This is a genomic window from Streptomyces sp. NPDC046335, assembly GCF_055587985.1.
The window spans coordinates 90,605-110,601 of record NZ_JBVJFF010000008.1; the positions used below are offsets into that span (position 1 = coordinate 90,605).

Consider the following 19,997-nt stretch of genomic DNA (forward strand, 5'->3'; position numbering starts at 1 on the left):
TGCAACTTACTCACGCTTTACTCGGTTCCCGTTTCTCGGGACTAACGAGGCAGGATTGTGACCATGTCCAACACTCCCATGGCAGCGAGCCCCCTCACCCGGGCCGTCCTCGAGATCGACGAGTACGTCTCCGGCCTCGGCTGGGACCGGCCCGCCCGCCTCTTCGCGCTCGTCGACACGGCGCGACTGCGCACCCAGGAACCCGGCCTCGCCTCGCAGCTCGGCCTCGACGACGGCGTGGAACACGCCGGCCTCACCCCCATCGAGCAGGAAGAGATCCCCGCGAACAAGCCGCTGGACGAGTTCCTCGGCACCATCGCCTGGCCCGACGCGGTGGTGGGCTGCGCCCTCACCGTGGAGCGCCAGATGCTGCCCCCGTCCGCCGAGACGTCCGTCCCGGAGGGCCTGAGCGACGCCAAGCTCGCCGACTGGGTGGCGGCGCACCCGGAGCGCCAGGAGGTCCGCATGACGGTGGCGGTGCTCCGTGACGGCGCGCGCGAGTCGGCGCTGCGGCTGCGCGAGAAGGACTCGCCGACCGAGGTCCTCACCGGTTCCGACCTGGTGCCGGGCCTGGCGGACGCGCTGGCGGCGACGTTCGCGTAGCGACGCCCACCGTGTCCGCGGTCTTCTGATTCCCGTACGCGGGTGGGGGCCGTCTTCTGATTCCCGTACGCGGGTGGGGGCCTCCTCACCCGCGTACTTCCGTCAGCTCAGCTCGCGCTGCACTGGGGCAGGCCGGCCGTGTCGCCCTCGCGGATCTTCTTCAGGGATTTCACGGCGTCGGCGATGGTGTCCACCTTGATGAGCGTGAGCCCGTCGGGCACGTCGCTCGCGGCGGCCCCGCAGTTGCCCTTGGGCGTCAGGAAGTACTGGGCGCCCTTCTCCCGCGCGCCGACGGTCTTCATCTCGATGCCGCCGATCGGGCCGACCTTGCCCCGGTCGTCGATGGTTCCCGTGCCGGCCACGAACTTGCCGCCCGTGAGGTCGTCCGGGGTCAGCTTGTCGACGATGCCGAGCGCGAACATCAGTCCGGCGCTGGGGCCGCCCACGTCGGCCAGCTTGATGTCGATCGTGAACGGGAAGGTGTGGTCGGTCCCCGCCTGGATGCCCACGACGGCACGGTCGCTGTCGTCGGCCTTCTTCGTGGTGATCTTGATGTCCTCGGTCCGCGTCGGCTCCTTGCCCGCCTTCTCGGCGGTCGCCGCCTCCTTGACCGGGACGATCGTGAACGTGACGCTGTCGCCGGGCTTGCGCTGGGTGACGAGCTTCGCGACGTCCGTCATCTCCTTGACGGACTTGCCGTCGACCTTCTTGATGACGTCGCCCGCGTGCAGCTTGCCCTCCGCCGGGTCGCCCTTGAAGACGGTGGAGACGACGACCTGCGACCGCACCGGCAGCTTCAGCTCCCGGAGCGCCGCGACCTTGGCGCTCTCCTGGGACTGGCTGAACTCCTCGGCGTTCTCCTGCGAGGACTGCTGCTCGGTCTTGCCGTCCGGGTAGAGCGTCTCGTGCGGCACCACGATGTTGTCGTGCGCCAGCCAGCCGTAGACGGCCTCCGCCAGGTTCATGTTGAAGTCGGCGCTGGTGACCCTGACCGTCGTCATGTTGAGGTTGCCGGTCGTCGGGTAGGTCTTGTGCCCGGAGATCTGCAGCACCGGCTCGCCGTCGTGGTCGCCGAGGGTGTTCACCGTGGGGCCCGGGGACATCTCGGCATACGGCACTTTGATGAGCACTCCGGCGCAGAGCAGCGCGATCAGCATCAGGGTGGAGGCGAGCATCGTCGCGGTGCGGCGTGGCATGGAACGACAGTACGGGACCGGCCTGTCAGGGAACCTGTGGGGCCGGTCCGTCCGAGGCCGTGCCACGCGCGTGGCGTTCGCCGGGCGGGCAGGCTCACGTGGTGCTCGCCGTGCGGGCTCACGTGCCGGTGTGGGACTTCTCCATGGCCTCGCGGAACGCGGCATAGCCGTTGAGCTCGGTGTCGTCGCCGGTCTTGCCCGACTTGCGGTTACGGGCGGCCCAGGTGCCCCACAGCCCCGCACCGACGGCCGCCAGAAACGGAATCAGCAACCAGGCAAGTGATGCCATGTCGACCTCCCGACCCCTGTGCGACCCGCGACTGACTGATCAGCAGATTAACCATCCGTACGGTCAACGCTCACGGCAGGGGTCGGGTTACGCAACCGGAGCCACACGGGTCAACCGGCCCCGCCGGCCCGCTCCCGCCTCAACAGGCGCCGACCCACTCCTCATTGCCGTCGGAGAACCGCTGGTGCTTCCAGATGGGCACCTCGTGCTTCAGGTCGTCGATGAGTCTGCGGCAGGCGTCGAAGGCCTCGGCCCGGTGCGGACACGAGACGGCGACGACCACCGCGAGGTCGCCGACCTTGAGGTCACCGACGCGGTGCACGGCCGCCAGGGCCCGCACCGGGAACTCCGCGGTGACCTTCTCGGCCACCCGGCGCAGCTCGGCCTCGGCGGTGGGGTGCGTCAAATAGCCCAGCTCGTCGACGTCCGCGCCCCCGTCGTGGTTGCGCACCGTCCCCACGAAGAGCGCCGTGCCGCCCGCCGCGTCGTCGCCGACGGCCCGGAAGACCTCGTCCAGGGAGAGCGGGGTGTCGCGGATCGCGAGCAGGCGGATCGGGTCCTGGGCGGCCTGCTCGCCGGGGTGGTCGTTCGTGGTGCGTGCCATGCGGCCATGGTGCCGCACGGCACGGACATCACGGAATAGATCTTTCGCCCGGCACGCGCGCGTGGGTCCTTGGAGATCTCTACAGGGCGGCGGTGCCGGGGGTCGGTGCGGGGGGTGCGCTCGGGGTTCCCTGCGGGGGGGGGGTGCGCCCGGGGTTCCCTGCGGGGGTGCGCCCGGGGTTCCGGTTCCCTACGGGGGCAGCTGGGGTTCCCTGCGGGGCGCGCCCGGCGTTTCCTGCGGGCTGCGCCCGACGCTCCCTACCCGCGGGGGAAGCGTGCCCGGCGGGGGCCGGGGCCGTCGGCTTCGCTCCGGGCGGCCCCGGGGGGCTCAGATCCGGCGGCGGGCCTTGCGTGCGCGCCGCACCACCGCGGCCGCGCCCAGCAGCGCGACCGTCGCGCCCGCGGCACCCGCCGCCGTCGCGTCCTTCCGGCCGAGCCGCCGTCCTGCCACGGTCCGCCGCCCCGCGACCTCCTCGAGCAGCTCCGCGAGGACCTCCTCGTTGGTCCACTGGGGCCGCCACCCGGCGTCGTGCAGCCGGCTCACGCTCACCACCCAGGGGTACATCGTGTAGGCGAGATCACCGGCCGGGGACGGCGTGAGACCGATGCGGTGCAGCCGCGCGGCGGCGCCGAGGGCGACCGTGGAGGGCAGCTCCATGCGCCGGATCCCGCTGAGCTCCTCGACCTCCTCCTGTTCGAGCCAGCCGTCGCAGCCGACGGCGAGCTCCCCGTCGACCTGCTCCAGGACGGCGTACTCCAGGGCGCTGCACAGGTCCTCGACGTGGCAGAACTGCCAGGCCGGCCGGGAACCGGCCACGACCAGGAGGCGGGGCGACTCAAAGTAGCGGGTGAGGGCCGTGTCGGTGCCGCCCACCAAGGTCGCGGGCCGTACGACGGTGACGTTGAGACCGGGATGGGCGCGGGGTGCCCGGCGGGCGAGCCGCTCGACCTCCAGGAGGTCGCCGACACCGGTGGCCTCGGCGGTCGCCCGCAGTTCGGCGTCTTCGGAGAGGGGCAGTTCGTTGTCGGGCAGCGCTCCGTAGACCATCGCCGAGGTGCACAGGACGACCCGATGGACGCCCGCGGCGGCGGCAGCGGTCAGGACGGTCTGGGTACCGCGTACGTTGTACGCGGTACGGGCCGCGCCATCGGTCTCCAGGTCGAGATCGAGCGCGAGATGCACCACGACGTCGGCGCCGCGCAGCTTCTCGGCGATCGCGGGGTCCCGGACATCAAGGATGTGCCACTGGGCCTGCGTACAGTCGCCGCGGCGCTCGTCGATGGCGATGACCTGCTTGATCTGCTCCGAAGCGGCGAGGCGCTCGGTCAGTAGCGCGCCCACGCCGGAGGCGGCGCCCGTGACGGCGACGACCGGCCCGCGCAGGGGCGACGAGGAGGCTGACGGGTTTCGCGCTGCGCGAACCTGTGGATCTGGGGAACTCACCGGGCGTCTCCAGCGGTTGTCTTCAGTACGTACCCGAATGACGCGTACGTACCAGGTGGCATCCATCCTGCCGCAGGCCATCAGTGGGCGAAGCATCGAGGCCCGAACCCGTCATGGTGTCTACGCTGGGTGGTGTTGTAGGGCAGCCGCCGCCGGAACGATACCGGTGGCCTGACGAGCCGAGGAATCCCGTGAGTGACACCCCATTCGGATTCGGCCTTCCGCCGGAGGAGCCGGAAGACGGCGACGAGGGCAAGAAGAAGGACACCCCCGGAGGGGGACAGGGCGCTGGTGGCCCCGCGAACCCGTTCGGTTTCGGGGGCTTCCCCGGGGCCGGCGGCCCCGGCGGCGGTGACAATCCGTTCGCCGCGATGTTCGGTTCGATGAACCCGAACGACCTGGGCGCCGCGTTCCAGCAGCTCGGCCAGATGCTCTCGTACGAGGGCGGCCCGGTGAACTGGGACATGGCCAAGGACATCGCCCGGCAGACCGTCTCCCAGGGCACGGCGGACGGCGTCAAGGACGCCAGCGTGGGCCCGGCCGAGCGCTCCGCCGTCGCGGAGGCCGTGCGCCTGGCCGACCTGTGGCTGGACGACGCGACGTCGCTGCCGTCCGGGTCCGGCACGGCCGTGGCATGGAGCCGCGCCGAGTGGGTCGAGGCGACCCTGCCGGTCTGGAAGGAGCTCGTCGACCCGGTGGCCGAGCGGGTGGGCCTCGCCATGGGCGATGTGCTGCCCGAGGAGATGCAGGCCATGGCGGGCCCGCTGATCGGCATGATGCGCTCCATGGGCGGCGCCATGTTCGGCCAGCAGATCGGCCAGGCCGTGGGCGTGCTCGCGGGTGAGGTCGTCGGCTCCACCGACATCGGCCTGCCGCTCGGCCCGGCCGGCAAGGCCGCGCTCCTCCCGTTGAACATCCAGGCCTTCGGCAAGGACCTGGGCATCGACAAGGACGAGGTGCGGCTCTATCTGGCGCTGCGCGAGGCCGCCCACCAGCGGCTCTTCGCCCACGTCCCGTGGCTGCGCTCGCACCTCTTCGGCGCCGTCGAGGGCTATGCCCGCGGGATCAAGGTCGACACGGCCAAGCTGGAGGACGTCGTCGGCCAGCTCGACCCGCAGAACCCGGAGCAGCTTCAGGAGGCGCTCCAGCAGGGCATGTTCCAGCCGGAGGACACCCCGGCTCAGAAGACCGCTCTGGCCCGCCTGGAGACGGCTCTGGCGCTCGTGGAGGGCTGGGTGGACGCCGTGGTGCACGCCGCGGCCAAGCCCCGTCTGACGTCCGCCGACGCGCTCCGGGAGACGCTGCGCCGCCGCCGGGCGACGGGCGGCCCTGCCGAGCAGACGTTCGCCACGCTGATCGGCCTCGAACTGCGTCCGCGCCGGCTTCGGGACGCCTCTCGCCTGTGGGCCTCACTCACGGACGCGCGCGGCGTCGACGGCCGTGACGGCCTCTGGGAGCACCCGGACATGCTGCCGACGGCGTCCGACCTGGACGACCCGGACGGCTTCGTCCACCGCGAGCACATGGACTTCTCCGAGTTGGACAAGATGCTCGGCGAGGCGGCGGGCGGCGGCTCCTCGGCCAAGCCCGACCTGCGGAAGGACAAGGGCGACGAGGGCAAGGGCGACGACCAGCAGTCCGACAATTCCGGCAAGGAGTCCCCGGAGGACGACGGCAAGTGAGTCTGTACGACGACACGGTCCTCGTCCTCAAGGGGTACGAGGACCAGTCCGAGCTGCGCCAGGCCTATCTGGACCACCTGTCCACGCACGGCGACGACGGCATGTGGAAGGCCTGCACGGCGGGCCACGTGACGGCGAGCGCCCTGGTGGTCGATCCCGCACGCGGGCGTGTGCTGCTCACCCTGCACAAGAAGCTGCGGATGTGGCTCCAGATGGGCGGCCACTGCGAGCCGGGCGACACGACGCTGGCCGGCGCCGCCCTGCGTGAGGCCACCGAGGAGTCCGGCGTACCGGGCCTGACGCTCCTCCAGGGCGGCCCCGTCCGCCTGGACAGGCACCCCATCCCGGGCCCGTGCACACAGCACCTTGACGTGCAGTACGCCGCGCTCGCCCCCGAGGACGCCATCGAGGCGATCAGCGACGAGTCGCTCGACCTGCGCTGGTTCTCGTACGAAGAGGTGGCGGGCGTCGCGGACGAGTCGGTCGTACGCCTGGTCGAAGCCACGAGGGCACGCCTGTAGGGACCGCTTCGAGGCGCCCCGCAGGGGCTGCCGAAGGGGCGCGGGGAACTGCGCGACCAGCCACATACGGTCCGCAGTCCCCGCGCCCCTCAGCTCCGGGTCCGGTTCTGGTTCCGGTGGCTAACTCCAGACGTTGCCCTGGTTCTGCCCCCTGGCGCCCTGCTGGCCCATGCCGAACTGAGCCCCGGCGCCCTGCCCGATGACCGCGTTCTGGGGCGGCAGCATCTCGCTCGGCTGCACGAGCGCGTAGCCCTGCCCCATGAAGCTGAGCTCCCAGCCCTCGCCGGTGTTGCCGCGGCGCCGCCAGACGCCCGAGGAGTGGGTCTGGGCCTGCATCTGCACGCGCAGGCCGTTGGACCAGGCGACGATCGCGTCCGCGTCGGCGTTGACGTACCGGTCGGGCGTGACCTGGAGCATCAGCGGCTGGCCCGACGTCATCAGGGCGACCTTGCCGCGTCCGGAGATGTTGAGCTGGTACTTGCCGGAGCCGGAGATGCCGTACTGGCTGTCCACGGCGATGACCTGGTGGGTCAGCGACGAGTCCATGGCGAGGACATAGCTGCTGTCCACGGTCAGCCCGTCCTGGTCCACGTCCACCACATGGATGTACTGGGCGAGGTTGGCGAAGTAGACGGTGCCCTGGCCGTGGCACCGCATCAGGTCGAGGCCCTCGCCCGTCTGCGCGCGTGCCCGCTGGTTGCCCCGGCTCTGGTATTCGGCGTCGAACTCGATCAGGCCCTGGTACGCGACCATGGCGCCCTTGCGGGCCAGGACGTCGTCGTGCCCCTCCAGGGCCACCCGCAGGAGCTGCGGGTTCTGGACGCTGTAGCGCTCGTGCGTCTGCTGCTCGGCATGCGCGAAAAGTGAGCTCTGCATGGTGTTGGTGTTCCCCCTCAGCCCCGCGCCCGGAGACGGTCGGTGCTGTCCTCGCTCGGCTGTACGACGACGATGCCCTCTCCGGAGAAGCCCATCTGGTAGGCCTCGCCGCTGCCGCGTCCGATGAGGGAACCGGCCTTGAAGCTGCGCTTGCCCTTCACCTTCAGGTTCGGGGACCAGGCGATCAGGGCGTCCGGGTCGACGTACGTCTCGTCCTCGCCGCGACCGCAGTCGACGACGATGGGGGTCCCGCGCGAGGTCAGCGCGACCCAGCCCTGACCGGAGATCTTGATGTTCCACAGGCCCTGCCCGGCGAACTTGGCCATGCCCTTGACCCGCTCGACGCCCCACTGGAGGGACGTGTCGAAGGCGAGCAGGTTGGTGCCGTTCACCGAGAGCGAGTCGCCCGCCAGGTTGATGACGACGACATCCGCTCCGTAGTCGGCGAGATAGAGCAGGCCGTCTCCGGAGCACTTCATCAGGGGTGCGCCCTCGCCGGTCATCCACTCGCGTGCGACCTGACGGACTGCGGGCGGATTCGGCTCGTACTGCACGAAGCCTTCGTAGGCGACCATCGAGCCCACGCGCGCGTAGAGGTCGTTTCCGGTCTGCATGGCGACCTTGACCATGTGGTGGCCGTGGTTCTCCATGCGGGTGGCGACGGGTGCGGGAGCGAAGCCCGCGAGCTGCTGGTTCATGACGGGCTCCCTCAGACCTCGTACGGCTGGACGACGATGAAGTTGCCGGGCGCACCACGGAACTGGAGGTTGACGCTCTCCCCCGTGGAGCCGGCGTAGGCGTTGCTGCGCATCCGCACCTGGCTGGAGACGATCGCCTGGGCGGCGGCCGACCAGGCGACGACGGCGTGGCAGTCGGCGAACGTCGTCGGCGTGACGGGCAGCACGACGGGCACGCCGTGCGTCTTCACGATGACCGTGCCGGTGCCCTGGAACTGCATGACGAACAGCGCGCCGCCGGGAATGCCGTGGCCCTCGATCCTGCGCACCTCGTGCTGGAGGGTCTCGTCGAACGCGAGGACGTTCTCCGCGGAGACACAGATCGCGTCGCCCTGGAGTTCTATCGGGTGCAGGTGGGTGCCCTCCTCGGCGAGGAAGACCTGGCCGCGGCCGGAGCAGCGCATCAGCTGCATCTCCTGGCCGGTGGCATTGCCCACGATGCGGCCCGCGAAGCCGGCGCCCTTGTAGCTGAACTCGACCTTGCCCTGGTAGAGCACCATGCTGCCCTGGCGGGCGAGGATCGGCTGCTCGCTGACCCCGAGGTCGACGCGGACCAGCTTCTCGTTCTGCTGGGTCCAGCGCTGGCCGGTGGGCGCCTCGCGGTACTTCTGCAGCGCGGCGGCGACACCGGCGCCCTGCGGAGCGGCGCCCTGAGGCACGCCCTGAGGAGCGGGCTGGCCGGGGAACTGGCCGCCCTGCGGCTGACCGTAACCGGGAGGCATGGGCGCGGCCGGCGGCTGGCCGTAACCAGGAGGCATCGGGGCCTGCGGCTGCTGGCCGTAGCCCGGAGGCGGGGGCGCGGTCTGGCCGGGAGCCTGCTGCTGACCGGGCACCTGGCCGAACTGGGGCGGCTGCGGAGGCTGCTGCTGACCGGGCTGGCCTGGCTGACCTGGCTGGCCGTACGGCGAGGGCGCCTGCGGGGGCGGCATGGAGCCGCCGGGAGGCTGGCTCATGGGGGCCGCGATCGTCTGCGCGGCGTGCACCGACGGGTCGGCGGGAGCGGGCGGCGGCGTGGCGCCCTGCGGCGGCGCGAAGTGCTGCGCGGGGGCCGGGACGGGCGCTGGAGCCGGTGCGGGCGCTGCTGCGGCGGGGGCGCCGAACGCCGGTGGGGCGGCGGCCTGCGCGGGCGGCGCGAAGGAGGGCGCGGCACCGCTCTGCGGCGGCGCGGGCGCGGGCTCCTCCTCGGCGACCTCTCCGCCGAAGTTCTTCAGGAGGGCGTCGAGCCCGCCGTCGAATCCCTGTCCGATCGCGGCGAACCGCCAGACGTCCTTCAGGTAGAAGTCGCCCAGCATGACGGCGCGCTCCGTGGAGAACTCCGCGCCGCTGAAGGCATAGCGCGCGACTTCCTCGCCGCCCGCGACGATGCGGACATATCCCGATACGACCTGCGACATCTGCCCGGCGCCGTCGATCGTCGCCGTGAACGACAGCCGCTGGATCTGCTGCGGGACGCGGTCGAGCGTGACGCGGAAGGACTCGGTGTCGCCGGCCTGCGCGCCGAGGAGCTGGATCGACTCCTCCGGCGACTTCGGCTGGTTGAAGAAGATGAAGTAGCGATCGTCCGACAGCCGTTCGCTCGCGTCGAGGCCGAAGCAACTGATGTCGAAGGACAGTCCGGGGGCGGAGATCTGCACACCTACGTACAGATCGGTCCCCGCTGTGAGGTCACTGATCTTGGCCTTGTGGCCTCGTTGGAATTCCCTGGCCATACGTAACGACCGTCCCCCATCCCGAGTGATTGCGTCGCGCCAGGCTAACCGCAAAGTCGGACAACGGACCAAGCCGGTACAGACCCGCTACACAACCGCCCGCGACTGCGGACGTTCACTCCTCGCGGGCGGCGGGCAGATGAGGCAGCCGGTCGGCCGCGACCACACCTTCGAGGTACCCGCGGGCCCTCTCGGTGCGCGGATAGGCCTCCAGAAGACGCCAGAAACTGGGCCCGTGTCCAGGGACGAGAAGGTGGGCGAGCTCGTGGACGAGGACGTAGTCCACGACGTACTCGGGCATGCCCTGGAGCCGGTGCGAAAGACGGATGCTGCCCTCCGACGGGGTGCAGGAACCCCACCGGGTGTTCTGGTTCGTGACCCAGCGGACGGAAGCGGGCCTGGCCCGGCCCCCGAAGTACTGCTCGGAGAGCTGCTCGGCGCGCTCGGAGAGCTCCGCGTCACCCAGGAGCCGCTTGCTCTCCTGCGCCGCGAGCTTGTCGAGCATCACGCCGACCCAGCGCTGTTCCTCCGCCTCCGACATGCGGGCGGGGATGAGGACCACGGTGCGGTCGCCCTCCCGGTAGGCCGAGACCGTTCTGCGCCGGCGGGCGCTGCGTCTGACCTCGACCGCGCTGGCTTTGGCACTGGTTTTCGCGCCGGGCTGCGGCGGACTGGTCGTGCTGCGCTGTGGAGGCCCTGCGCGGCGCGCCGAGGTCTCCCCAGCGACGCGAGGGAACGGGTCTGCGGGCACGCCCCGACGTTACCCGCTGGGCATGGGGGAAGTCCCGCCTCCGGGGCGGTTCGGCGCTGTTCCGCTCCCCGTCCGTTTGACTAATAGGACCGGCCGGTTTGACGAGTCCGGCCTATTAGTACGACGAATACCCCCTGCCTGTGGACAACGCGAGGCGGAGATTCGGCGGGGCGGGCACTCTGGCAGTCGATCGGTGCCGCGGACGGGCGGCGCCGGCCGGACGACGGGGGACGACCATGCATCCGACGCTGAAGCCCGCGCTGCGGCGCGGCTGGCGGGACCTGAGCACCGTGCAGTTCGGGGTGGCACCCGCGCACGCCTTGGTGCTCGGCCCGATGGACACGGCCACGAGCAGCTTCCTGAGCCTCCTGGACGGCACCCGCGGGCTGCCGCTCCTGCGCGAGGAGGCGCAGCGGATGGGCCTGCCCGACGGACATGTGGACCGTCTCGTGGGCGAGCTGTCGCGGGCCGGACTCCTCGACGACTCGACGGGCGGCGGGCCTGCCGCCGACGGCCTGCGCAAGCGGAGCGGCGTGATGGACCGGCTGCGGGCCGACCTGGCCTCGCTGTCGCTCTCCTCGTCGGAGCCGGGCGAGGCGATCGGGAAGCTGGCGGCGCGCCGGTCCATGCGCGTGCGGGTCCAGGGCGCGGGCCGGGTGGGCGCCGTGGTGGCCTCGGTCCTCGCCGGCGCGGGCGTGGGCCGGGTCGATGTGCTGGACGGCGGGCACGTGGAGCCATGGGACGTCGCACCGGGCGGGCTGCCCGCCGAGTCGATCGGGGAGCGCAGGGACGCGACCGCACGACGCCTCGTCCGCGGGTCGGCGCCGGACCGGCCGCCCCGCGCCGCGCCTCCGAAGCGCTCCACAGCCGCCGGCCGTCCGGTCGGGGTGCCCTCGGGTCCTGAGGGCGACGCGGGGCTCTCCCTCGTGATCATCGCTCCGCGGGACGGCCTGCACGCCTATGCTCCCGACGCCACCACCGCGCAGGAGTTCCTGGCCGCCGGCACCCCTCATCTCTATGCCGGTGTGATCGAGGGCACGGGCGTGGTGGGGCCGCTGGTTCTGCCCGGAGCGACCGCGTGTGCCGGATGTCTCTTCCGGCAGCGCGCGGACCGCGATCCCACGTGGCCGCGCATGCTGGCCCAGTGGCGCTCGGGGCGCGCCCGGCATGTGCCCGCATGCGATCTGGCGCTGTCGACCTCCGTCGCGGGGCTGGTGGCGGGGCATGCCCTCGTGTTTCTGGACGGAGCACCATCGGCCTGTACGAACGCGCGATGGGAGGCGTCCGTGCCCAATTTCGATTGGCACGCGCGCCCGGTTTGGGCGCATCCTGCCTGTCCTTGTGGGGCGGCTGAGCGCGTTAAGGGGGATCGGCTCACCACCGACAAGGAGCCGCACGCAACAATGGCCGGGTAACCGCCTGAGAAGGCGCGGCTGTCTGGGATTTGGAGGGGCGAATGTCTGATCTTCCCCGGAAGGCGGTCACACGGACCGCCAAACTGGCCGCGCTGCCACTCGGCTTCGCGGGACGCGCGACCTGGGGGCTCGGCAAGCGGATCGGCGGCAAGTCGGCGGAAATCGTCGGGCGTGAGTTGCAGCAGCGCACGGCTGAGCAGCTCTTCAAGGTCCTCGGGGAGCTGAAGGGCGGCGCCATGAAGCTCGGGCAGGCGCTGTCCGTCTTCGAGTCCGCGCTGCCCGAGGAGGTCGCGGGGCCCTACCGCGCGGCGCTGACGAAGCTTCAGGAGGCGGCGCCTCCGATGCCGACCCGCACGGTGCACGCCGTGCTCGCGGAGCGGCTCGGCGAGGACTGGCGCGACCGGTTCCTGGAGTTCGAGGACAAGCCCGCGGCCGCCGCGTCGATCGGTCAGGTGCACCGGGCGGTCTGGGAGGACGGGCGCGCGGTCGCGGTCAAGGTGCAGTATCCAGGGGCGGGCGAGGCGCTGCTGTCCGACCTGAACCAGATCAGCCGCTTCGCCCGGCTGCTCGGCCCGCTCATCCCGGGCATGGACATCAAGCCGCTCATCACCGAGCTGCGTGACCGTGTCTCGGAAGAGCTCGACTACGCCCTGGAGGCGCACGCGCAGCAGGCGCATGCCAAGGAGTTCGCGGACGACCCGGACGTGGTGGTGCCGGAAGTGGTGCACCAGAGCGATCAAATCCTGGTCACCGAGTGGATGGACGGGACTCCCCTGTCGGAGGTGATCGCGGACGGCTCGCAGGAGCAGCGTGACCGGGCGGGACAGTTGCTGGCCCGCTTCCTCTTCTCGGGCCCGGCGCGCACGGGCCTGCTGCACGCCGACCCGCACCCCGGGAACTTCCGGCTGGTGCCCGACGGTGAGGACGGCTGGCGGCTCGGTGTCCTGGACTTCGGCACGGTGGACCGGCTCCCCGGCGGCCTGCCGGTGACCATCGGCGAGGCCCTGCGGATGACGCTGGAGGGCGAGGCCGACGCGGTCCACGCAATGCTGTGCGAGGAGGGCTTCGTCAGGGAGTCCGTGGAGCTCGAACCCGACGCGGTGCTCGACTATCTGCTGCCGATCATCGAGCCGATGCTGGTGGACGAGTTCACGTTCACGCGGGGCTGGATGCGCAGCCAGGCGGCGCGCGTGGCCGATCCCCGCTCCCCCGCCCATCAGTTGGGCAAGCAGCTGAACCTGCCTCCGTCGTATCTGCTGATACACCGTGTGACGTTGAGCACCATCGGAGTGCTGTGTCAGCTGGGGGCGACGGTCCGGATGCGGGACGAGCTTGAGGAGTGGCTGCCCGGCTTCGTGGCGGAGCCGGATGTGGACACCGAGGCCGCAGCGGTAGCCGAGGCCTGAGCGGCCCCGGCGCCTACCAGAGGTCGGAGTCGAGGCGCCCCTCGATGGCTCTGATGTTGTCGCGCGCGCAGGTGTCGCAGAAGTAGCGGCGCACGCCGTTCTCGACCGAGTAGGTCCAGGTCAGCGGCGTCCCGTCGGCGGTCGTGCCGCAGAGGGAGCACACCGGGTTCGCGGCGGGCGCGGAGGCGTCCGCGGGCGGAGGGTTCTGCTGGTCCACCCCGTGACCCTATCGCCCGCTTTCCGGACGTGCGTGGGGTACAACGCACTGCGGGGGCCGGTCCGTGCGGACCGACCCCCGTTCGTTTCTTCGCTTCTTCGTTTCTTCGCTTCTTACGCTGCGCTGGGCTCTTGCTGCGCCTGGGCTCTTACTGCATGACCGCTATGGCGAGCGCGCGCCGGGCACGCAGCGATGCGCGCTCCGCGCGGCGCTGCATGCGGCGGGCCGCCAGCAAGCGATCGGCCGGGCGCCGGGCCTCGGCTTCACGCAGTCGTTCGTGCATATGCGCACGAGCCATGGCTTCTGGGATGAGTTGCATCTCACGGGTCCTGTTCTGGCGCGAGGCGTGCGCGCCGGTGGTGGTGAAGTCCGGGGTGGCGGAGCCGGCGGGCTCGCTGGTGGCTGCCTTCATCGGGGCCTGCTTCTTGGGGTCGTGCGTCAGGGGGCGATCGATGGTTCCGGTGATGCTCATGCGACGACCGGGTTCTTGCGCGGGCGGCCACGGGGCCGCTTGCGGGCAACGACGACGCCCTGGACGAACAGCTCGCCGCCCCAGACGCCCCACGGCTCACGCCGCTCCTTGGCGCCGGCGAGGCAGGCCTCCATCAGCGGGCAGGTGCGGCAGAGCGACTTGGCGTACTCGACGTCGGCCGGGGACTCCGCGAAGAAGACCTCGGGGTCGTACGCACGGCAGGGGACGGGTACGCCGAGGTTCTCGATGGCGTCGTCGAGCGCGGTGAGCGCGGTCAGGGGGGTCAAGGTCGGGTCCTCCGTGGGAGTGGGCGGGGCGATCGCTTGTGCAGGTGGTACGGACGGGGCGTGCGCTTCGAGTTGCACGGTGTGGTTTTCCTCGTCTGGTCGTGCCGGCCTGGGTCGGCCGGTTGGCGGCTGGTACCGGGTCTTGCTGGTGGCCCCTTCTGCTTGTCTTCCTGTTTCGGGGAAAACAAAAGGGCCGCGGATCCCGGGTGGGGTTCCGCGGCCCTGAAGGCGCCTGTCTGATCGCTGATCAGACTGGATCACTCCAGGGTTCGAGCCCACGGAAGGCCCACATCAGGTGATGCTGCGTCGTCTGCTTGCGGAATCCGGCACCGGCTGCCGCAAAGGCATAGGCCTGGGCCTGCGCCTTCGCTACTGCTGCTTCCGGTGCCTTGGTCGGTCGCTCATTGCCCTCATTGGCCTCGCGAACGGGAAGACCGGAGAGAGGCAGGGAGACGGACATCGGACGCACGGCGGGGGTGCCGCCGGACAGACCGGTGCCCTGGTTCGAGAAGCCGAGCAGGCAGGAAGCGACGACCGAGCGATCGGTCATTTTGGCGGTGCTGATGAAGCTCTCGGTAATGCTGATCACTGGAATTCGCCTCCTCTCGGCGTCTAAGGGATCGACCTGAATCGATCCTGCGGAACAAGTACAGCACGGGGCCAGGGCTTCGGAGAAGCCGCCGTTCCCGTGCCTAAGAACCTATGGGTCTTCCTTGCGCATGCGCAAACTATTTTTTCGTCGAGTTTGAATCACTCGCCGTTGGCGCCCCTTACACCGTCCTGACCTGCGCAGATAGCGAGGACTTCGGCGCCGAAGCGGTGAAACTTGCGCACGCCGACACCAGGGATGCGCGCCAGTTCGCCCTCGTCGTCGGGCACGGCCTCGGCGATGGCGATCAAGGTCTTGTCCGTGAAGACGCAGTACGCGGGCTGTCCCAGGCGCCTCGCCTGGACGCTCCGCCACTCCCGCAGCCGTTCGTAGAGCCCTTCGTCCATGTCGGACGGGCAGTCCTCGCACCGCATCAGCTTCATCTCGCCCGCGTCGGTGAGCGTCCGGCCGCAGACACGGCAGCGGGCCGGCGTGCGGCTCTTGCGCTGCCGGCGGCCGGATACCGCGCCCGGCGCCGCCTCGCCGGCGCTGCCGCGCTCGACGCCGCCGGGGCCGCCGCCCACCGCGCGCGCCGCCGATCCCCCGCCGGAGCCCGGCCGCAGGCCGTCCAGGAAGCGGCTGGGACGGCGGTTGGGACGGCCGCCCGGCGAGCGGGAGAGCGCCCAGGAGAGCCTGAGGTGGACGCGGGCCCGGGTCACGCCCACGTAGAGGAGCCTGCGCTCCTCCTCGATCTGCTCGTCGGTCTTGGCGTAGGTGATCGGCATCATGCCCTCGGCGAGGCCGACGACGAAGACGGCGTCCCACTCCAGGCCCTTGGCCGCGTGCAGCGAGGCCAAGGTGACGCCTTCGACGGTCGGGGCGTGCTGGGCGTTCGCACGCTCGTCCAGCTCGGCCACGAGGTCGGCGAGGGTCGCGTCGCCTCTGGCCCGCGCGAAGTCCTCGGCGAGACGGACCAGCGCGGCCAGCGACTCCCAGCGGTCACGGACCGCGCCGGAGCCCGCGGGCGGCTCCGACGTCCAGCCCTTCGTGGAGAGCACGGCCCGCACCTGGGAGGGCAGGTCGACGACGTCGTCCAGGAGTGCGTCGTTGCCCCCGAAGCGGGCGGCGCCGCGCAGGGCCGCGCCCGCCTCGCGCACCTCTGTGCGCTCGAAGAACCGCTCGGCGCCGCGCAGCTGGTAGGGCACGTTGACGTCGGCCAGGGCCTGTTCGTAGATCTCCGACTGGGAGTTCGTACGGAAGAGGATCGCGATCTCGCTGGGGGGGACGCCGTCGGCGATCAGGGCGCGGATGCGGCGGGCGGCGCCCTCGGCCTCGGCCGGCTCGTCCGCGTACTCCGTGTAGACCGGCTCCGTGCCGGGGTCTCGCTGGGAGATCAGTTCGAGCCGGTGGTCGGCGGCGCGGCCGCGGGCCTGTGAGAGCAGACCGTTGGCGAGGTGCACGACCTGGGGCGTGGAGCGGTAGTCGCGGACCAGTTTGACGACGGTCGCCCCCGGGTGGCGGGTGCGGAAGTTCAGCAGGTGGTCGGGGGTGGCTCCGGTGAAGGAGTAGATCGTCTGGCTGGCGTCGCCGACGACGCAGAGGCTGTCGCGGTCGCCCAGCCAGAGTTCCAGGAGGCGCTGCTGGAGCGGGCTCACGTCCTGGTACTCGTCGACCACGAAGTGCTGGTACTGGGAGCGGACCTGGTCGGCGATGTCGTGCCGGTCCTGGAGGATGCCGACGGCGAGCAGGAGGACGTCCTCGAAGTCGATGACGGCCCGGTCGCGCTTCAGGTCTTCGTAGGCGGCGTAGAGCTGGGCGATCTCGGCGGGGTCGCGCGGGACGTCGCGGCCGGATTTGGCCGCGGCGGCGGCGTAGTCCGCGGGGACGGTCTGGGTGACCTTGGACCACTCGATCTCGCTGGTCAGATCGCGCAGCTCGTTGCGGTCCAGGCGGATGCGGCAGGCGGCCGCCGCGTCGGCCACGAGTTTGATCTTGCGGTCGACGATCCTGGGCAGTGATCCGCCGACTGCTTTCGGCCAGAAGAACTGGAGCTGGCGCAGGGCCGCGGAGTGGAAGGTCCTGGCCTGGACGCCGGAGGCGCCGAGCTGGCGGAGGCGGCCGCGCATCTCGCCCGCGGCGCGGTTGGTGAACGTGACGGCGAGGACGCTGCCGGGCTGGAGGATGCCGGCGCGCACGCCGTAGGCGATGCGGTGGGTGATCGCCCGCGTCTTGCCCGTACCGGCGCCCGCGAGCACGCACACCGGCCCGTGCAGGGCGGTGGCCACCTCGCGCTGCTCGGGGTCGAGCCCGGCGAGCACCGCGTCGGCAGAGTCCGGGACCTGCGGGAAGAGGGTGGAGTGCGTTGCTGATGTCACCCCTTCATGCTGCCAGGTCGCCGGGGGCGGCTGAGCCGGTTGTCCACAGGGAGGCGGCTGCGGTCGTATTAATGCGGGAATGGCGGCGGGATCGCGTACGTTCCTTCAATTGCGATGACGCACCCCGAGCGACAAAGGAGCACAAACGACATGCCGGGCACTGTGACGATGTACAGCACCACGTGGTGCGGCTACTGCCGCCGCCTCAAGGGTCAGATGGACCGTGAGGGCATCACGTACAACGAGGTCAACATCGAGCACGACCCGGATTCGGCGGCCTTCGTCGAGAAGGCGAACGGCGGAAACCAGACGGTTCCCACCGTTCTCTTCCCGGACGGCTCGACGCTCACGAACCCCTCGCTGGCCCAGGTGAAGCAGAAGCTGGCCGCCTAACGGTTCAGCCGACGGTGCCCGGCCTCGGCAGGGGCTTGCCGTACCAGAGCTCGATCAGACGGGCCGCAATCGAGATTCCGTAGGGAGGCAGGACCTCCCCGGACTCGAATGCGGCCCGCAGGTCTTCCCGGGAGAACCAGCGGGCCTCCTGGATCTCCTCGCCGTCCACGTTGATCTCCGCGGAGGTCGCGTCGGCCATGAAGCCGAGCATCAGGCTGGAGGGGAACGGCCAGGGCTGGCTCGCGACGTACTCCACATGGCCGACGGTGACGCCCGCCTCCTCGAACACCTCGCGCCGCACCGACTGCTCGATGGACTCGCCCGGCTCGACGAAGCCGGCCAGGGTCGAGAAGCGGCCCTCGGGCCAGTGCACCTGGCGGCCGAGCAGGATGCGGTCCTCGCTGTCCCTGACCGCCATGATCACGGCCGGGTCGGTGCGCGGGTAGTGCTCGGCGCCGCAGGCCTGGCAGCGGCGGATGTGGCCGGCCGCCGCGATGACGGTGCGCTCGCCGCAGCGCGAGCAGAAGCGGTGCAGGCGCTGCCAGTTCTCCAGGGCCACGGCGTGCACCAGCAGACCCGCGTCACGCGGTGAGAGCAGCAGCCCCGCCTCGCGCAGCCCGGCGGGGCGCGCCGACTGGTCCATGCGGCCCGGCAGGGAGTCCTTCTGGAGCGCGAAGTAGCTGACACCGTCTTCGTCGGTGCCCAGGAAGTAGCGGTGCTCCTCGGTGAGCGGCGCTTCGAAGGACGGGGTCATCAACAGTTCGGTGCGGCCCTCGGGCGTCTCGTCGATGAGCGCCTGGCCGCCGCAGACCACGAAGACGCGGGTCGTCGGGTGGCTCCAGGCTGCCGCGAGCCACGCCTCGTCCATGCGGTGGTGGGCCGCCCGGTCGATGCCGCTCAGCGCGGTCAGCGAGATCGGACGGTCCGCGGTGTGGTCGGTCCAGGTGGTCACAGGTGCTTCCAACTCCCCCGATGGAATGGGTGGCTCGGCAGGGCGGGCGGCGGCGTGCTCGGCGGTCCGTGGATCAGTGTGCATCGCGCCAGTTCCGGGCGAGATCGCTCCACAGGTAGGCGGTCGTCTCCACACCCTTGAGGAGCAGGTCGATCTCGACCTTCTCGTTCGGCGCGTGCCAGCCGTCGGAGGGCACGGAGATGCCCAGGAAGAGCACGGGGGCGGCGAGGACGTCCTGGAGGTCGGCCGCGGGCCCCGAGCCGCCCTCGCGCGTGAAGCGGATCGGCTGCTCGAAGGCGCGGCCCATGGCACGGACCACCGACTGCAGCGCCGGGTGGTCCAGCGGGGTGAGGCACGGGCGCGTACCCGCGCTGAAGGTGGTGGTGTGCCGGATTCCGGCGGGGACGGTGGCCGCGGCCCACGCGCGTACGGCCTGCTCGACGCGGTCCAGCTCCTGGCCCGCGACCAGGCGGAAGGAGAGCTTCACCACGGCCGACGACGGGATGATCGTCTTGCTGCCCGCTCCCTGATAGCCGCCGCCGATGCCGTTGACCTCGGCGGTCGGGCGGGCCCAGACGCGCTCCAGGGTGGTGTATCCGGCCTCGCCGCGGGTGCCGTGGGACTTGGCCGTGCGCAGCCAGCGCTCCTCGTCGAAGGGCAGCTCGGCGAAGAGCTCGCGCTCCCGGTCGGTCAGTTCGACGATGCCTTCGTAGAAACCGGGGACCGCCACGCGCCCGTGCTCGTCGTGCAGGGCCGCGACCAGGCGGGCGGCCTCGGTGGCGGGGTTCGGCACGGCGCCGCCGAAGGAACCGGAGTGGATGTCCTGGTCCGGGCCGTGCAGCTGGATCTCGCACTCGGCGAGGCCGCGCATGCCGGTGCAGACGGTCGGGGTGTCCTCCGACCACATGCCGGTGTCCGAGACGATCACCGCGTCGGCGGCGATGCGGTCCTTGTGGGCCTCTATGAGCGCGCGGAAGTGCGGGGACCCCGACTCCTCCTCGCCCTCGACGAGGAGCTTCAGGTGCACGGCGGGGGCGGAGAGCCCGGTGGCCGCGAGGTGGGCGCGGACGCCGAGGGTGTGGAAGAAGACCTGGCCCTTGTCGTCGGCCGCGCCACGCGCGTGGAGGCGGTTTCCCTGGACGACGGGCTCGAAGGGGTCGGTGTGCCAGCCGTCCTCCCGGGCCGCCGGCTGCACGTCGTGGTGGCCGTAGACGAGGACGGTGGGGGCCTGCGGGTCGTCCGAGGGCCACTCGGCGAAGACGGCGGGCGCCCCGGGCGTCTCCCAGATCTCCGTGACCGGGAAGCCGGTCTCCTTGAGCTGGGCGGCGAGCCACTCGGCGCTGCGGTGCACGTCCCCGATGTGTTCGGGCTGGGCCGACACGGACGGGATGCGCAGCCACTCCGCCAGCTCGTCGAGGAAGGCGGCGCGGTGGTTCTCGATGTACGTACGGACGGCGCTGTCCGGTGTCTCGCTCATGGT

The 19,997-nt window shown here is 71.1% G+C and carries 21 protein-coding genes; 6 read left to right on the forward strand and 15 right to left on the reverse strand.

From position 1 onward, the window contains the following. Positions 1-63 precede the first annotated feature (63 nt). Positions 64-603: a PPA1309 family protein gene (locus tag ACZ6JY_RS20595; RefSeq protein ID WP_469197426.1), complete on the forward strand. Its 540-nt coding sequence runs from the start codon at positions 64-66 to the stop codon at positions 601-603. Between the two features lie 107 nt (positions 604-710). Here the strand turns inward: ACZ6JY_RS20595 and ACZ6JY_RS20600 are convergent, their stop codons facing one another. The 4 genes from ACZ6JY_RS20600 to ACZ6JY_RS20615 form a co-directional block, all read right to left on the reverse strand. Further along, entirely contained in the window at positions 711-1,799 is a 1,089-nt protein-coding gene (locus ACZ6JY_RS20600) for a YlbL family protein (RefSeq protein WP_469197427.1), read from the reverse strand. Between the two features lie 118 nt (positions 1,800-1,917). Then, a complete protein-coding gene (locus ACZ6JY_RS20605; protein WP_447039857.1) occupies positions 1,918-2,088 on the reverse strand; it encodes a hypothetical protein in 171 nt (56 codons plus the stop codon). A gap of 139 nt (positions 2,089-2,227) precedes the next feature. Next, positions 2,228-2,692: a molybdenum cofactor biosynthesis protein MoaE gene (locus ACZ6JY_RS20610; protein WP_469197428.1), complete on the reverse strand. Its 465-nt coding sequence runs from the start codon at positions 2,690-2,692 to the stop codon at positions 2,228-2,230. A 327-nt stretch (positions 2,693-3,019) separates the two neighbouring features. Beyond that, entirely contained in the window at positions 3,020-4,135 is a 1,116-nt protein-coding gene (locus ACZ6JY_RS20615) for an SDR family oxidoreductase (protein WP_469197429.1), read from the reverse strand. Between the two features lie 191 nt (positions 4,136-4,326). On the opposite strand from ACZ6JY_RS20615, the gene ACZ6JY_RS20620 reads away from it, so the two are divergent. Beyond that, positions 4,327-5,817 carry a zinc-dependent metalloprotease gene (locus tag ACZ6JY_RS20620; protein WP_469197430.1) on the forward strand — a complete coding sequence of 497 codons (1,491 nt, stop codon included), beginning with the start codon at positions 4,327-4,329 and terminating at the stop codon, positions 5,815-5,817. After that, positions 5,814-6,338, forward strand: coding sequence for an NUDIX hydrolase (locus tag ACZ6JY_RS20625; protein WP_469197431.1), 525 nt, complete (start codon positions 5,814-5,816; stop codon positions 6,336-6,338). The genes ACZ6JY_RS20620 and ACZ6JY_RS20625 overlap by 4 nt, the downstream gene beginning before the upstream one ends. Before the next feature lie 120 nt (positions 6,339-6,458). Here the strand turns inward: ACZ6JY_RS20625 and ACZ6JY_RS20630 are convergent, their stop codons facing one another. From ACZ6JY_RS20630 to ACZ6JY_RS20645, 4 genes are all read right to left on the reverse strand, one after another. Further along, positions 6,459-7,214 (reverse strand): AIM24 family protein, encoded by a 756-nt coding sequence (locus ACZ6JY_RS20630; RefSeq protein ID WP_469197432.1) that lies wholly within the window; start codon positions 7,212-7,214, stop codon positions 6,459-6,461. A gap of 17 nt (positions 7,215-7,231) precedes the next feature. Next, positions 7,232-7,912, reverse strand: a complete 681-nt coding sequence (locus ACZ6JY_RS20635) for an AIM24 family protein (RefSeq protein ID WP_469197433.1) — start codon at positions 7,910-7,912, stop codon at positions 7,232-7,234. 11 nt (positions 7,913-7,923) lie between these two features. After that, entirely contained in the window at positions 7,924-9,660 is a 1,737-nt protein-coding gene (locus tag ACZ6JY_RS20640) for a TerD family protein (protein ID WP_469197434.1), read from the reverse strand. A 115-nt stretch (positions 9,661-9,775) separates the two neighbouring features. Next, on the reverse strand, positions 9,776-10,411 hold the full coding sequence (locus tag ACZ6JY_RS20645; protein ID WP_469197435.1) for a M48 metallopeptidase family protein: 636 nt from the start codon (positions 10,409-10,411) through the stop codon (positions 9,776-9,778). A gap of 236 nt (positions 10,412-10,647) precedes the next feature. Here ACZ6JY_RS20645 and ACZ6JY_RS20650 point away from each other — a divergent pair, with 236 nt between their 5' ends. Together ACZ6JY_RS20650 and ACZ6JY_RS20655 are read left to right on the forward strand one after the other, a co-directional pair. Beyond that, positions 10,648-11,826, forward strand: a complete 1,179-nt coding sequence (locus tag ACZ6JY_RS20650; protein ID WP_469197436.1) for a TOMM precursor leader peptide-binding protein — start codon at positions 10,648-10,650, stop codon at positions 11,824-11,826. A gap of 41 nt (positions 11,827-11,867) precedes the next feature. Continuing rightward, positions 11,868-13,232, forward strand: coding sequence for an ABC1 kinase family protein (locus ACZ6JY_RS20655; protein ID WP_469197437.1), 1,365 nt, complete (start codon positions 11,868-11,870; stop codon positions 13,230-13,232). 13 nt (positions 13,233-13,245) lie between these two features. Here ACZ6JY_RS20655 and ACZ6JY_RS20660 read toward each other — a convergent pair whose 3' ends face one another. From ACZ6JY_RS20660 to ACZ6JY_RS20680, 5 genes are all read right to left on the reverse strand, one after another. Then, positions 13,246-13,449, reverse strand: a complete 204-nt coding sequence (locus ACZ6JY_RS20660) for a hypothetical protein (RefSeq protein WP_469197438.1) — start codon at positions 13,447-13,449, stop codon at positions 13,246-13,248. 148 nt (positions 13,450-13,597) lie between these two features. Continuing rightward, a complete protein-coding gene (locus ACZ6JY_RS20665) occupies positions 13,598-13,921 on the reverse strand; it encodes a hypothetical protein (RefSeq protein WP_469197439.1) in 324 nt (107 codons plus the stop codon). Further along, positions 13,918-14,286 carry a WhiB family transcriptional regulator gene (locus tag ACZ6JY_RS20670; protein ID WP_447039840.1) on the reverse strand — a complete coding sequence of 123 codons (369 nt, stop codon included), beginning with the start codon at positions 14,284-14,286 and terminating at the stop codon, positions 13,918-13,920. Before ACZ6JY_RS20670 ends, ACZ6JY_RS20665 begins: the two co-directional genes overlap by 4 nt. Positions 14,287-14,455: 169 nt before the next feature. After that, a complete protein-coding gene (locus ACZ6JY_RS20675) occupies positions 14,456-14,797 on the reverse strand; it encodes a hypothetical protein (protein WP_469197440.1) in 342 nt (113 codons plus the stop codon). Positions 14,798-14,958: 161 nt separating this feature from the next. Further along, positions 14,959-17,172: an ATP-dependent DNA helicase UvrD2 gene (locus tag ACZ6JY_RS20680; RefSeq protein ID WP_469197441.1), complete on the reverse strand. Its 2,214-nt coding sequence runs from the start codon at positions 17,170-17,172 to the stop codon at positions 14,959-14,961. A gap of 150 nt (positions 17,173-17,322) precedes the next feature. Between ACZ6JY_RS20680 and ACZ6JY_RS20685 the strand changes: the two genes are divergently transcribed. Further along, positions 17,323-17,565: a mycoredoxin gene (locus ACZ6JY_RS20685; RefSeq protein ID WP_447039837.1), complete on the forward strand. Its 243-nt coding sequence runs from the start codon at positions 17,323-17,325 to the stop codon at positions 17,563-17,565. A 4-nt stretch (positions 17,566-17,569) separates the two neighbouring features. Here the strand turns inward: ACZ6JY_RS20685 and nudC are convergent, their stop codons facing one another. Both nudC and ACZ6JY_RS20695 read right to left on the reverse strand, forming a co-directional pair. Beyond that, positions 17,570-18,517 (reverse strand): NAD(+) diphosphatase, encoded by a 948-nt coding sequence (nudC, locus tag ACZ6JY_RS20690; RefSeq protein ID WP_469197442.1) that lies wholly within the window; start codon positions 18,515-18,517, stop codon positions 17,570-17,572. Between the two features lie 73 nt (positions 18,518-18,590). Beyond that, complete coding sequence (locus ACZ6JY_RS20695; RefSeq protein WP_469197443.1) at positions 18,591-19,994, reverse strand: dipeptidase; 1,404 nt, start codon at positions 19,992-19,994, stop codon at positions 18,591-18,593. Positions 19,995-19,997: the final 3 nt, after the last annotated feature.